At 72.9% G+C, this 13,109-nt stretch carries 11 protein-coding genes; 5 read left to right on the top strand and 6 right to left on the bottom strand.

Annotated features, from left to right (window positions below):
• The first annotated feature begins 122 nt into the window (after positions 1-122).
• From ABZX65_RS16980 to ABZX65_RS16970, 3 genes are all read left to right on the top strand, one after another.
• A complete protein-coding gene (locus tag ABZX65_RS16980; protein ID WP_355339698.1) occupies positions 123-476 on the top strand; it encodes a hypothetical protein in 354 nt (117 codons plus the stop codon).
• Positions 477-672: 196 nt separating this feature from the next.
• The gene (locus ABZX65_RS16975) at positions 673-1,545 is read left to right on the top strand and encodes a slipin family protein (protein WP_355339695.1); all 873 of its coding nucleotides are present in this window, start codon (positions 673-675) and stop codon (positions 1,543-1,545) included.
• Positions 1,546-1,594: 49 nt separating this feature from the next.
• The gene (locus ABZX65_RS16970) at positions 1,595-2,602 is read left to right on the top strand and encodes an aldo/keto reductase (RefSeq protein ID WP_355339692.1); all 1,008 of its coding nucleotides are present in this window, start codon (positions 1,595-1,597) and stop codon (positions 2,600-2,602) included.
• 135 nt (positions 2,603-2,737) lie between these two features.
• Here the strand turns inward: ABZX65_RS16970 and ABZX65_RS16965 are convergent, their stop codons facing one another.
• From ABZX65_RS16965 to ABZX65_RS16940, 6 genes are all read right to left on the bottom strand, one after another.
• A complete protein-coding gene (locus ABZX65_RS16965; RefSeq protein ID WP_355339689.1) occupies positions 2,738-4,366 on the bottom strand; it encodes a HAMP domain-containing sensor histidine kinase in 1,629 nt (542 codons plus the stop codon).
• A 4-nt stretch (positions 4,367-4,370) separates the two neighbouring features.
• Positions 4,371-5,108 carry a response regulator transcription factor gene (locus tag ABZX65_RS16960; protein WP_355339686.1) on the bottom strand — a complete coding sequence of 246 codons (738 nt, stop codon included), beginning with the start codon at positions 5,106-5,108 and terminating at the stop codon, positions 4,371-4,373.
• Between the two features lie 68 nt (positions 5,109-5,176).
• The gene (locus ABZX65_RS16955; RefSeq protein ID WP_355339683.1) at positions 5,177-6,022 is read right to left on the bottom strand and encodes a hypothetical protein; all 846 of its coding nucleotides are present in this window, start codon (positions 6,020-6,022) and stop codon (positions 5,177-5,179) included.
• Between the two features lie 51 nt (positions 6,023-6,073).
• Positions 6,074-7,294 carry an ABC transporter permease gene (locus tag ABZX65_RS16950; protein ID WP_355339680.1) on the bottom strand — a complete coding sequence of 407 codons (1,221 nt, stop codon included), beginning with the start codon at positions 7,292-7,294 and terminating at the stop codon, positions 6,074-6,076.
• Positions 7,291-8,421: an ABC transporter ATP-binding protein gene (locus ABZX65_RS16945; protein WP_355339677.1), complete on the bottom strand. Its 1,131-nt coding sequence runs from the start codon at positions 8,419-8,421 to the stop codon at positions 7,291-7,293. The genes ABZX65_RS16950 and ABZX65_RS16945 overlap by 4 nt, the downstream gene beginning before the upstream one ends.
• Positions 8,418-9,785, bottom strand: coding sequence for a biotin/lipoyl-binding protein (locus tag ABZX65_RS16940; protein WP_355339674.1), 1,368 nt, complete (start codon positions 9,783-9,785; stop codon positions 8,418-8,420). The genes ABZX65_RS16945 and ABZX65_RS16940 overlap by 4 nt, the downstream gene beginning before the upstream one ends.
• A 320-nt stretch (positions 9,786-10,105) precedes the next feature.
• On the opposite strand from ABZX65_RS16940, the gene ABZX65_RS16935 reads away from it, so the two are divergent.
• Both ABZX65_RS16935 and ABZX65_RS16930 read left to right on the top strand, forming a co-directional pair.
• Positions 10,106-10,768, top strand: coding sequence for a hypothetical protein (locus tag ABZX65_RS16935; RefSeq protein WP_355339671.1), 663 nt, complete (start codon positions 10,106-10,108; stop codon positions 10,766-10,768).
• 166 nt (positions 10,769-10,934) lie between these two features.
• On the top strand, positions 10,935-13,007 hold the full coding sequence (locus ABZX65_RS16930; RefSeq protein ID WP_355340136.1) for a TerD family protein: 2,073 nt from the start codon (positions 10,935-10,937) through the stop codon (positions 13,005-13,007).
• Positions 13,008-13,109 lie beyond the last annotated feature (102 nt).

Here is a 13,109-nt window from a genome sequence, read left to right as displayed (position 1 = left end):
GGAAAACCCACGCAGGGGCCCGGCGCGGTCACGGGGAGTGAGCCGTTTGCGGGGCGGGGGGACGGGCGTACGCTCGTCCGGGGAGAGGGATAAAAGGGACTAAAGGGAGCGAGGTGGTGGCCATGACGATCATGGGGTCGCGTCACCGTGGGACCACGGACCCTGAGGATTGGGAGGCCAGTCACCGCAGGGCCCTGGTGCTGAGCGAGGTGGCGGCGGAGGGGATGGTGGGGCTGTCGCGAGTGCTGCGCAGGGCGGCGGCGGGCGACGAGGACGCGGCGGGCATCCGGGTGGAGGCGCTGCTGCGGGCGCTGCCGGGCATGGGGATGTTCGACAGCCACTACCTGCTGGTGCGGGCGCACATCCGTGAGTCGGGGCTCGCGGGGGAGCTGAGCCCGGGGCAGCGCGTGGCGCTGGTGGAATTCGTCGAGCGGGCGCGGCACCTGCACGACCCGGTACCGCCGTGGGCGGCCTGACCACCCGGCTCACGTCCTGGCCCACAAGCTCGTTGAGGAGTCGGCCGACAGTCGGCCGAGGATTCGGCCCGCGACCGGTGACAGCCCCCGGAAGCGGCTGCCGGAGTAGGCTGAAAGTGCAGGTGAGCGTGGCGGTGCGGCACGTGCCTGTGCGGCGCGCGCCTGTCTTCGGCCACGCCGAAAGGTCGTGAGATCGATGGTTGCTCTGATCACTGTGCTGGTGGTGGTCGTCCTGATCGGACTGATCCTGCTCGCCATGAGCCTGCACGATGTGCAGCAGTACGAGCGGGGCGTCGTCTTCCGCTTCGGACGTCTGCTGCCGAACCTGCGGCAGCCGGGCCTGCGGACGATCCGCCCGATCGTCGACCGGATGCGCAAGGTCTCCATCCAGACCGAGGTGCTCGGCGTCCCGGCGCAGGGCGCCATCACCGGCGACAACGTGACCGTGACCGTCGACGCCGTCGTCTACTTCCGGGTCCTGGACCCGGTCAAGGCCCTGGTCAACGTGCACGACTACCCCAGCGCCGTCTCCCAGATCGCGCAGACCTCGCTCCGGTCGGTCATCGGCCGCGCCGACCTCGACACGCTGCTGTCGGACCGCGACCACGTCAACGCCGAGCTGAAGACGGTGATGGACGAGCCGACCGAGGAGCCCTGGGGCCTGCGGATCGAGCGCGTGGAGATCAAGGACATCGCGCTGCCGGAGTCGATGATGCGGTCGATGTCCAAGCAGGCGGAGGCCGAACGTGAACGGCGGGCCCGTGTCATCGCGGCCGAGGGCGAATTCCAGGCGTCGCAGCGCCTGACCGACGCCGCCGCCACGATGGCCAACACCCCGGGCGCCCTCCAACTGCGGCTGCTGCAAACCGTGGTGGACGTCTCCGCCGAGAAGAACAGCACCCTCGTGATGCCGTTCCCGGTCGAGATCCTGCGCTTCTTCGACCGCGTGGCCGGGGACACGGCCACCGACGGCGCGGGCCACGCGGAACCGGACACCGGCCCCGACGCCCGTACGGGCCCGGTCGACGAGAACGTCCCGCCGGACCGGCCGAGGCTCGTCCATCACTGAGACCCGCCCCTTGCGATAGAGCGCACTCCAAGGTGTTGGCTGTGGAGCCATGAAGTACACCCAGCTCGGCCGCACCGGCCTCAAAGTCAGCCGCCTCGTCCTCGGCACCATGAACTTCGGCGGGCAGACCGACGAGCCCGGCAGCCACGCGATCATGGACACCGCGCTGGACGCGGGCATCAACTTCTTCGACACGGCGAACATCTACGGCGTGGACGAGCGCAAGGGCCGCACCGAGGAGATCCTCGGAAGCTGGTTCGCCCAGGGCGGCGACCGCCGCGACAAGGTGGTGCTGGCCACCAAGCTGTACGGGAACATGACGCAGGGCAACCCCTGGCAGGAGGAGCCCTGGCCGAACCACCAGCGGCTGAGCGCCCTCAACATCCGCCGCGAGGTGGAGGCCAGCCTGAAGCGGCTGGGCACCGACCACATCGACGTCTACCAGTTCCACCACATCGACCGGGCCACGCCCTGGGACGAGATCTGGCAGGCGATCGACGTCCTGATCCAGCAGGGCAAGGTGCTCTACGCCGCCTCCAGCAACTTCGCCGGCTGGCACATCGCGCAGGCCAACGAGGCGGCGGCGCGGCGCGGTTCGCTCGGGCTCGTCAGCGAGCAGTGCCTGTACAACCTCTTCGAGCGCACCGCCGAGATGGACGTCCTCCCGGCCGCCGAGGCGTACGGGCTCGGTGTCGTGCCCTGGTCCCCGCTGCACCAGGGGCTGTTGGGCGGCGCCATCCGCAAGTCCCGTGAGGGGGGCGGCTCCCGCACCCACGCCGGGCGCTCGGCGCGGGGGCTGGCCGATCCGGTGGTCCGCGACCAGGTTCAGCGCTACGAGGATCTGCTCGCCGAGCACGAGCTCGACCCCGGGGAGGTGGCCCTCGCCTGGCTCCTCACCCGGCCCGCCGTGACCGGGCCCATCATCGGGCCCCGCACCCCCGCCCACCTCGACGGCGCCCTCCGCGCCCTCGATCTCCACCTCTCCGTCGACCTTCTCGCCGCCCTCGACGCCATCTTCCCGGGCCCCGGCCCTTCCCCCGAAGCCTTCGCCTGGTAGCCCCGACCGCCGCCCGACGCCAGCCGCCGCCGCCCGGGCGCGCTCAGCCACGACGCTCCCGCACCTCACCACCCGCCCCAGCGGGGCAGACCGGTTGCCGCCGGACCACCCGCCGGTGGGGGCTGGCCGCGCAGGTCACCGCCCGCCCCGGAGGGGCAGTTCGGTGGTGTCCGGGCCACCGGCCGGTGGGGGCGGGGAAGCGGAGGGGAGGCGGAGGCGGAAGAGGGCGCCTTGGCCGGGAGCCGTGTCGAGCTCGATGTACCCACCGTGAGCGGCAGCGAACGCGGCACAGATGGAGAGCCCGAGACCGGCGCCGCCCCCGGCGCCCCGGCTGCGGGAGGCGTCCACGCGGTAGAAGCGTTCGAAGACCCGCGCGGCCTGGTCGGGCCCGAGCCCGGGCCCGGCGTCGGCGACTTCGAGGACCCCGTGTCCGCCGACGGTGCCGACGCCGATCCGGACGGGCGTGCCGGGAGGCGTATGGGCGACGGCGTTGCCGACGAGATTGGCGACGACCTGCCGCAGCCGGGCCTCGTCACCGAGCACGGGTGCGGGACCGGGACCGGGGCCGGGACCGGGACCGGGGCCGGGGCCGGAGCCGGACCCGCCCGGCCCGGTGAGGGAGACCGGCCGGGACGGATCGAGGGCGGTCGTGTCGTGCAGAGCGTCCACGGCCAGGGTGCGCAGGTCCATCGGGGCGAGCTGCACGGGCCGCTGCTCGTCCATCCGCACCAGCGTCAGCAGATCCTCGACCAGGCCGCCGAGCCGTACGGCCTCGCTCTCGATCCGCGTCATCGTCCGCTTCACGTCGGCCTCGTCGGGCAGCGCGCCCATCCGGTACAGCTCCGCGAAGCCCCGGATACCGGCCAGCGGAGTGCGCAGTTCGTGGCTGGCGTCGGCGACGAACCGGCGCATCTGCTTCTCGGACTCCGCGCGCGCCGCGAAGGCCGACTCGATCTGCGCGAGCATCCCGTTGAGCGCGGCGGACAGCCGCCCGGCCTCGGTGCGCGGGGACGCGGCGGGCATACGGTGCGACAGCGGGCGCCCGGCGGCTATCTCGGCGGCGGTGGCCTCGATCTGCCGCAGCGGCCGCAGCCCGGCCCGTACCGCGAACCAGCCCGCCACCCCGAGCAGCGCCGCGACCACCGCGCCGATCAGCAGGAACGCGGTGCGCAGGTGGGAGGCCGTGGAGGACACCTCGTCCAGGGACGCGGCGACCACGACGCCCGCGGGCAGGTCGGCGGAGGGGGCGGCCGTGCCCGCGGCGACCGGTTCGATCAGCACCCGCCACCGCCCGCCGCCGTGGTCGCTGGCGACGTCGAACGGCTTGCCCAGCCGCTCGCGCAGCGACCCCGCGTCCATCGTCGGCCACAGCGGGCGCGGGTCCCCGGCCGAGACCGGCAGCCGGAACTGGTCGGAGACCCGCCCGTCCGCCGCGGCGAAGGCCACCACGAACTGGCTGGGCAGCCACGGCCGCGGCGCGCCGGGCCCCGGCCGTACGTAGCGCGGCGCGGGCACCCCGTCCGTGCCGAGCCGGCGCGCGAGCGGTTCGCCGTACCGCTGGAGCTGCTGGTCGACGCGCCGCACCTGCTGGCCGCGGACCGTGCCGAGGACGACGGTGTCGCTGACGGCGAGGCCGAGCAGGACGAGGACCAGGCAGAGCAGCACCAGCCGGGAGCGCAGCGAGAGCGCGGAGAGCCGCAACGAGCGGAGGGACCTGAGGAAGCTGAGGGACCTGAGGGAGCTGAGGGAGCGCACGGTGCGCACGGCGTCAGCCCTGCGGTCGGCGCAGCACGTACCCGACGCCGCGCACCGTATGGATCAGCTTGACCGTGCCGTCGGCGCCGGAGTCGACCTTGCGGCGCACGTACGAGATGTACGACTCGACGATGCTCAGGTCGCCGCCGAAGTCGTACGCCCACACGTGGTCGAGGATCTGGAGCTTGGACACGACGCGGTCGGCGTTGGCCATGAGGTAGGCGAGCAGCTTGAACTCGGTGGGTGAGAGGGAGACCGGGCGGCCGGCGCGCAGCACCTGGTGGCCGACCGGGTCCAGCTCCAGGTCGCCCGCGACCAGCCGCCCCTCGTCGGTGGGGCCGCCGGTGCGGCGCAGGATCGCGCGGATGCGGGCGATCAGCTCCTCCAGGCTGAACGGCTTGGTGACGTAGTCGTCGCCGCCCGCCGTCAGGCCGCTGATCTTGTCGTCCACGCCGTCCTTGGCGGTCAGGAACAGCACGGGGAGCCGGTCGGCGGCGCCGCTGCCGGGGCGCGCGTGCGGCCCCGACTCCTCGCGCAGGTGCCGGACGACCGCGAAACCGGTCATGTCGGGCAGCATCACGTCGAGGACGACCAGGTCGGGGCGCTCACGGGCGACGGCGGCCAGCGCGTCGGCGCCCGAGGCGGCGGAGACCACCTTGAAGCCGACGAAGCGCAGGGACGCGGAGAGCAGTTCCCTGATGTTGGGCTCGTCGTCGACGACCAGCAGGCTGGCCTCGGGCGTCGTGTCCATGGAGTCCTCCTGGCCCCCGTCGTACGGTGCGGTTTCGCACCGTACGCTCCCGTCCTGTGAAGGCGGGGTCAGTTGCCCGTACCGCCGCCCGAGCCGCCCGAGCCGCCCGCCGTACCCGTACCGCCGCCCGCGCCTCCGGCACCTCCGGCACCTCCGGCGCCGCCACGGCCGCCGAAGCCTCCGAAGCCGCCGCCGAAGCCGCCCGCGGTGGCCGCGCCCTCGGTGACGGTGGTGGCGGCGATGTCGCCTGAGGAGTTCGCGCTGCCGCGTACGGTCACGCTCTGGCCGGGCTGGAGGTCCGAGGTCTTGCCGTCCTTGGTGACGGTGACCTTCGTGGAGCCGCCGGTGGTGACCTTGACGATGCCGCCCTGGGCGTCGGTGACGTAGATGGTGTCGCCGTCCACCAGCTTGACGGTGCCGACGGTGACGCCGGTGCCTGTGCCGCCGGTGCCTGTGCCGCCGGTGCCTGTGCCGCCGCCCGCGCCGGGAGCCGCGCCCGGCGCCGTACCGGAGCCCGTGCCCGTACCCGTACCCGAGCCCGTGCCCGTGCCCGTACGGCCGTTGGCGCCCGCGAAGGCCGAGGCGAAGTCGCGGGCCGCAGCCGAACCGCCGCCGGACGAGCGGCCGTTGAGGTGGTTCTTCTCCACCAGCGCGCCGCCCGCGAAGGCCGCCGCGGCGACGACGCCCGCGGACAGCAGCAGCGTCAGCCAGGGCAGTTTGCGGCGCGGCGGGGCGGCCAGCTCGGCCGAGATGTCACGGGCGTCCGGCGGCTCGGACAGGACGTCCTCCGGCCGTTCGGTGAGCACCGCCTCGCCGGGCCGCTCGACGATCTCCACCTCGCCGAACGTGTCGGTGAGCGGCAGCAGCTCCGTGTCGGCGTCGGCCTTCACGAGTTCGGTGCGGCGTCGCGCCATGTCCGGTTCTCCCTCGTCCCTCGTACGTCGTGCGGTGTGGTGGTGGACGGCCTACTCATGGCGCAGGGCCTCGATCGGGCGCAGGGCGGCGGCCCGATTGGCGGGGTAGCTGCCGAAGAACAGGCCGATGGCGACCGCGATGGCGAAGGCGCCCCACACGGACTCCGGGATGATCACCGGTTTGATGCCGACGATCGTGAAGCGCGAGCCGATCAGTCCCGCCACCACCCCGAGCCCGCCGCCGACCAGCGACAGCAGGGTCGACTCGGCGAGGAACTGCCCGAGGATGACGCCCTTGGGCGCGCCGATCGCCTTGCGGATGCCGATCTCGCGGGTCCGCTCGGTGACCGTCACCAGCATGATGTTGGTGATGCCGATCCCGCCGACCAGCAGCGAGATCGCCGCGACCGCGCCGAGCAGCACCGTGAACGTCCTGTTGGTGTCGGACTGGGTGCTGAGCAGCGACTGCTGGCTGCTGACCCGGAAGTCCAGCGCGTTGGCGTCCTTGATGCCGTGCGTGCCCATCAGGATCGTGGTGATCTCGTTCTGCGCCGGGGTCGTCGCGTCGGCCGACGTGGCCTCCACCAGGATCTGGTTGACCGAGCCGAAGCCGGTGAAGGCGTTCTGCACGGTCGGCAGCGGCGCGACCAGGATGTCGTCCGGGTCCTGGAAGCCGGTGCCGCCCTTGGTCTCCAGCACGCCGACGACCGTGAACGGCGTCCCGCCGAGCACCACCTTCTTGCCGACCGGGTCGGCCGTGCCGAACAGGTCGGTGGCCGTGGTCGAGCCGATCACCGCCACCTTGCGGGAGTTGAGGACGTCGTCGGCGCTGAAGTAGTCGCCCTTGGCGACCTTGCTGTTGGACGCCTTGAAGTACGCGGGGTAGGTGCCGACGACCTGCGCGACGTCGTGCGAGGTGCCCTCGTACAGCGCGGTCTGCGAAGACGTGGTCACCTCGGGGGCGACGGACTCGATGCTGGGCGCGGCCGTCGGGTCGGCGAGCGCCCGCGCGTCGTCCACGGTCAGCGGCTTGACGGTGGTCGCCGACGAGGACGAACCGCCGCCGAATCCGGCGCCGGAGGAGATGGTCAGCGAGTTGGTGCCCAGCTTCTCGATGGAGTCCTTGACGGACTGCGAGGAGCCGTTGCCGACCGCGAGCAGGATGATGACGGCGGCGACGCCGATCAGGACGCCGAGCATGGTCAGTCCGGAGCGGACCTTGTTGGCGGCGAGGCCGCCGAAGGCGAAGCGGAGGGTCTCGAAGGGGTTCACGCCGTGCCCCCCCTTCCGAAGCCGTTGCCCGTATTGCCTACGCCCGTACCGCCGTTGCCCGTACCGCCGCTGCCCGTACCGCCAATGCCCGTACTGCCGTTGCCTGTATCGCCGTTGCCGTGGCGGCTTCCGGTGAGGGCCTGACGCCGGCCGGCGGTTACCGGGTCCTGCGGGTGGTGCGCGGCGAAGGACGCCGGGTCGCGCAGCGCGGGCGGCGGGCCGTCGGCCGGTGCCTGGCGCCGGTCCTCGACCACCTGGCCGTCGACCAGCGTGATCACCCGCTTGGCGTGCCGGGCGACCTCGTCCTCGTGCGTGATCAGTACGACGGTGCGCCCGGAGGCGTTGAGCCGGTCGACGATGGCGAGTACTTCCTCGGTGCTGTGGCTGTCCAGGTTTCCGGTCGGCTCGTCGGCGAGCAGCATGGCCGGTGCGGTGACCAACGCCCTTGCCACGGCGACGCGTTGCTGCTGGCCGCCGGAGAGTTCGTTCGGCCGGTGGTCGACGCGGTCGGCGAGGCCGACCAGCGCGAGCGCCGCCAGCGCGCGCCTCCTGCGCTCGGCGGACCGCACACCCGCGTAGGCCAGGGGGAGTTCGACCTGCGCGAGCGCGGGGGTGCGCGGCACGAGGTTGAACGACTGGAAGACGAAGCCGATCTTACGGTTGCGGACGAGCGAGAGCTGGTGCTCGTCCAGGCCGCCGACGTCGATGCCGTCGAGCAGATAGCGGCCCTCGGTGGGGATGTCGAGGCAGCCGAGGATGTTCATCAGGGTCGACTTGCCGGACCCGGAACTGCCCATCACGGCCACCATGTCGCCCTGTTCGACCAGCAGATTCACGCCGGGCGAGACGCCGGTGACGGGGTCGGGGTCGCCGCCGAGCGCGCGCACGGCGGCGTCGCCGTGCCCGTACGTCTTCAGCAGCGACCGCACCTCGATGACCGGCGGGCGGCCCCAGGGGCTGTCGTCGTCCCCCTCGACACCCGCGGTTTCCTCGCGGCCCGAGATCTGCTCGACGCCCGAGGTCTGCTCGACGCCCGAGGTCTCTTCCGCGCCCGGACTCTCTTCGGCGTCACCGGTACGGGCGCCGGGCCGCAGGCCGCCGAGGCGCTGCCGCAGGGCGGGCCTCATCCGCGGCCACCGCCGGCACCGCCGCCACCGCCGGTACGGAAGCCACCGCCGCCGCCGATCCGGTTCGCGCCGCCGCCGAGGCCGCCGGGGAACGCGCCGCTCGGGAAACCGCCGTTGCCGGAGGACGCGACCGTGGCGATCTGCACCTGCTGGCCCTCCTTCAGACCGCTGGTGATCTGGTCGGCGGTGTCGCCCTCGACGCCGACGGTCACGGACGTACGGGTCGTGCTGCCGTCGGAGTTGACCACCGTGACCGTACGGTTGGCGCCGGTACCGGAGACCGCGGCGGTCGGCACGTTCAGCGCGCCGGACGCCGAGCCGGTGATCACCTGGATACTGGCGCTCAGGCCGGTCCGCAGATCCGCGGTGGGGCTGGTGATGGCGAGCGTGGCCGCGTACTGCACGGCGCTGCCGCTCCCGCCGCCGCTTCCGCTTCCGCTGCTCACCGGGAGCGAACTGACCGACAGCACCTTGGCGTTGAGCACCGTGCTCGACTGCGCGTTGAGGGTGACGGTGGCGGGCTGGCCCGCCTTGACCTTCAGCGAGTCGGCCTCGGAGAAGTTCGCCGTCACCTGCATGCCGGTGGAATTGGTCAGGACGACGAAGCCGGACGGGGTGCTGGAACCGCTGCTGCTCGACGTGGAGTTGGAGCTGCTGGAGTTCGAGCCCTGGCCGCCCGAGCCGCTGCCGGTGCCGCCGGTGCCCGACACCGTCTGGCCCTTGGCGGCCGAGACCGAGGCGACCGTGCCGGACACCGGGGCCTTGAGCGTGGTGCCGTCCACCGCGCGCTGGTCGGCGTCCACGGCGTTCTGGGCCTGGGTCAACTGAGCCTGCGCCTGGGCGAGTTGGGCCGGGTCGACGGTGTAGGTGGGGGACGGCGTGGGCGTCGGGGCGGCGTCCCGCGAGCCGCCGGAGCCGGTGTTGGAGCCCGTGCCGGAGCCGCTGCCGGAGCCCGTGGCGGAGGTGACCAGCTCGCCCGCCTCGACCTTGGTGAGGTTGGCCCGCGCCGCCGTCAGCGTCGCCTGGTCCTGCTGCAACGTCTCCTTGGCGTCGGTCGGATCGACCTTCGCCAGCACCTGGCCCTTGGTGACCTTGTCGCCCGGCTTCACGTCGACCTCGGTGAGCGTGCCGCCCGTGGTGAAGTCCACACCGGCGTCACTGGGCGAGGCGAGCGTGCCGGAGCCGGACACGGTCGCCAGCACCGTGCCCTTGGACACCGTCACCACGCGCGCGCCCGTACCACGGGTGTTGCCGCTGTCACCGTTGTTGACCGCCGCGTAGGCGCCGCCTGCGCCCGCGAGGACCACCACGCCGAGCACCGAGTTGATCAGGACGGCCCTGCGCCGCCGTGGGAGCACCTTCATGGCGCGCATCCTGGCCGCCGACGCCTTTGATGGCCTGGGAGAAGGCTGGGAGTTTCCTGGGAACGGCGCCGTGCGCGAGGCCGCCCCGCCACGGCACGAAGCGGTCGCTTTACGTCTCAACCGGACCGTACGGCGGGCCCGTACGGGTCGCGACGGCCGATTCGCGCGCCCCGGCTCCCCGGGAACTCACAGCTCGCGCCCTGGCTGTGCCTAACTCGCGGCGGTTCACTCATGCGCCGCCACTCATGGGTGCTCGTGTCCCGCGCGTGCGCGTGGGTGAGCGGCGCCCCCCCGCCCCCGCATCCGAGGAGACCACGGTCATGACCCTGACCATCACCCGGCAGTCCGCGCGCCGCTCCGCGCTGCGGGCGGGCGCGTGCGTCGCCGTCCTCGCCTCGGGCGCGCTGCTGCTCACCGCCTGCTCGTCGTCGGGCTCCTCTGGCTCGGCGTCCGCCGACGCGAAGGCGTCGTCCTCGTCCTCGCCGTCGTCCTCCGCCAAGGGCGCCTCCGGCGGCGCGCAGGACATGGCGGCCTACCGCGACTGCCTCTCCCAGCACGGCGTGAAGCTGCCGTCCTTCTCCGGCCGCCCCTCCGACCGCGCGTCCGGCCGCCCCTCGGGCCGCCCGAGCGGCGGATTCGGCGGGGGCTCAGGCGGCTTCGGCGGTTTCGGCGGCGAGTCCGCCGACCCGGCCACCCAGAAGGCCATGGAGGCATGCGCCTCGCTGCGCCCCCAGTTCAACGGCCAGCGCGGCGGCGGCCCCGGCGGCGACAGCTCCGCCTTCCAGGCGTTCACGAGCTGCCTCAAGGACCACGGCGTCACCCTCCCCACCTCCTCCCCCAACGCCTCCGGCTCCCCCACCACCCGCCGCGGCGGCTTCGGCTTCGGCGACCTCAACACCTCCGACCCGAAGACGGCCAGGGCCTACACCACCTGCAAACCCCTCCTCCCCACCCGCCCGCCCGCCTCCCCCTCACCGACATAACCGCCCTCCCGGCCCAGCCGTCCGGGGCACAGGTGCCCCCTTATCCGGGCACATGCGCAAAGGGCCGGGCGAATGGGATCGCGCGGGCACATTGCGGCGCTAAGGTGCAGGCAGCGCACGGCGGTTGTGCGCTGGGTCACAGCCTGTGGGGGGCCGTATGCGCGAGATGGTCAAGGGCGGCAATGTCGGGCTTTCGGCATTGAGCGAGCACGCCGGGGCGGTGATCGTCAGCCTGGGGTGGAGCAGCGCGAGCGGGGACGGGGACGCCGATGTGTCCGTGTTGCTGCTGGACGGCGACGGCAAGGTCCGCAGCGACGACGACTTCTACTTCTACAACAACCCCGCGGCGGCGGACGGAAGCGTGCAGTTGCTCGGCAAGACCCCGACGGAGAACGGCAGCGAGGACCGGATCAGCCTGGATCTGACGGCCGCCGCCGGGGATGTGCAGCGGATCGTGCTGGCGGCGAGCCGGTACGGGGGCGCGCGGTTCGGGGACCTGGACGACCTTCGGCTGACGCTCGCCGACGGCAACGGCGAGGGGCTGCTGCGGTTCACGATCGAGGACGCGGGCCCGATCGGGGCGGTGATCTTCGGGGAGCTGTACCGGCGGGACGGCGGCTGGAAGTTCCGGGCCGTCGGTCAGGGGTACGACTCGGGACTCGCGGGCCTGGCAACGGACTTCGGCATCGACGTGGACGACGCGGACGAGACGGCGGCCGACGAGGAGCCGGGCGGCGCGCTGGAAGCGGCGCCGGAGCCCCCGGCTCCTACGGACGAGACGGCGCGGGTGGCCGTTCCGGACCCGGTGGCCGCCCAGGACCCGGTGGCCGCTCAGGACCCGGTGGGCACCTCGGCGTCGATCCCCCGGCAGGTCGCGCCGCAGGCCGCCGTCCCGACGGCCGCCTCGTCGGTCGAGCAGGCACCGCCGCCCAAGCGCCCCCGCACCGCCCGCAAGAAGGTCACGCTGCCCGCCGTCACCCGCAAGTCCCTCGCGGAGAACGACTCCTGGCGCATGGCACGGCTCTTCCCCGCGGGCACGCTCAAGAGCGACCGCGAGCGGGAGACCAGGGCCACGTCCGTACTGCTCTCGGTGATGGCCCAAGTGCCCGAGTTCGGACGGCGGTTGACGGCGGCGTTCGGTGCGCCCGCCGGGCGGATGGAGACGTACACCGAGGTCTCGCTGCCGCACGGCGGCGAGAGCCCCAAGCGGCCCGACGGGCTGATCCGGGTGGAGCGCGCGGGCAAGCTGTGGACCGCGCTGGTCGAGACGAAGACCAACGGAAATCCGCTGCGGACCGCGCAGGTCCAGGACTACGTGGACATCGCGGGCCGCCGCGCGTACGAAGCGGTGATCACGCTCTCCAACGACGTCGCCCTGGACGGCAGTCCGCTCGTGGACGTCAAGATCGACGGCCGCCGCAAGCACAAGGTGGCCCTGTGGCACCTGTCCTGGGCGGAGGTCACCCACCAGGCGCAGATGCTGATCCGGCACGAGGGCGTCGGGAACGCGGCGCACGCCTGGCTGTTGCAGGAGTTGCTGTACTACCTCCAGCACGAGAACTCCGGCTGCCACGGCTTCCAGAACATGGGCCCGGCCTGGGTGCCGGTGCGCCGGGGCATCGACGAGGAGACGCTGTGCGAGGGCGATCCGCGCGCCGTCGACGTGGTCGCCAACTGGGAGCGGCTGATCCGTCAGGTCTGTCTGCGGCTGGGCGGTGAACTGGGCCAGAAGGTGCTGCCGGTGCAGCGGGTCAAGCGCGGCACCGACCCCGGGGAGCGCCGAGCCGCGCTCGCCGACCGACTGTGTCGCGAAGGGCGCCTCCAGGCCGAGTTGCGGATCGAGGACAGCCCCGGCGTCCTCGGTCTCACCGCCGATCTGCGGACCAGCAAGTTGCGTACGTCCCTGGACGTTCCCGCGCCCGCCGCCGGCTCACCGCTGACCTGGGCGAAGCGACTGGTACGCCAACTTCCCGACGCTCCCGCCGACTTGCACGTGGAGACGCTGGTCGACGGGCGCGGCTCCGGCCCCCGGGGAACGCTGGAGCGGCTGCGCCCCGAGCCCGCCGACCTGCTCCCCCGGGACGGCGCCACGATCACCGGCTTCCGCCTCTCCCTCTTCAAGGGCATGGGCAGCACCCGCGGTACGGCCGAGACCGGCTTCATCCGCAGTGTGGACGAAGCCGTCGACCGCTTCCACGACACGGTCGTGACACCCCTCCAACGCGGCCCGCGCGGCTAGACCCCGCCGTCCCTCCCGCCCCCGCCCCCCCGGAGGGGAGACGGGGGTCACTTCGGGGGGCGGTCACATCGGGGTGGGGCGGGGCGTCAGGGAGGTGCGTGC

The organism is Streptomyces sp. NPDC003300 (genome assembly GCF_040610915.1).
Lineage (GTDB): Bacteria > Actinomycetota > Actinomycetes > Streptomycetales > Streptomycetaceae > Actinacidiphila.
Note: the sequence above shows the minus strand (reverse complement) of the source record. Positions and strands in the feature narration are given on the sequence as shown.

Bases quoted from the DNA above. Each gene is read 5' to 3' on its own strand.
- ABZX65_RS16930 (WP_355340136.1), top strand. From the start codon at position 10,935: ATGGTCAAGGGCGGCAATGTCGGGCTTTCGGCATTGAGCGAGCACGCC.
- ABZX65_RS16955 (WP_355339683.1), bottom strand. From the start codon at position 6,022: ATGGCGCGACGCCGCACCGAACTCGTGAAGGCCGACGCCGACACGGAG.
- ABZX65_RS16940 (WP_355339674.1), bottom strand. From the start codon at position 9,785: ATGAAGGTGCTCCCACGGCGGCGCAGGGCCGTCCTGATCAACTCGGTG.
- ABZX65_RS16935 (WP_355339671.1), top strand. From the start codon at position 10,106: ATGACCCTGACCATCACCCGGCAGTCCGCGCGCCGCTCCGCGCTGCGG.
- ABZX65_RS16980 (WP_355339698.1), top strand. From the start codon at position 123: ATGACGATCATGGGGTCGCGTCACCGTGGGACCACGGACCCTGAGGAT.
- ABZX65_RS16960 (WP_355339686.1), bottom strand. From the start codon at position 5,108: ATGGACACGACGCCCGAGGCCAGCCTGCTGGTCGTCGACGACGAGCCC.
- ABZX65_RS16975 (WP_355339695.1), top strand. From the start codon at position 673: ATGGTTGCTCTGATCACTGTGCTGGTGGTGGTCGTCCTGATCGGACTG.
- ABZX65_RS16970 (WP_355339692.1), top strand. From the start codon at position 1,595: ATGAAGTACACCCAGCTCGGCCGCACCGGCCTCAAAGTCAGCCGCCTC.
- ABZX65_RS16945 (WP_355339677.1), bottom strand. From the start codon at position 8,421: ATGAGGCCCGCCCTGCGGCAGCGCCTCGGCGGCCTGCGGCCCGGCGCC.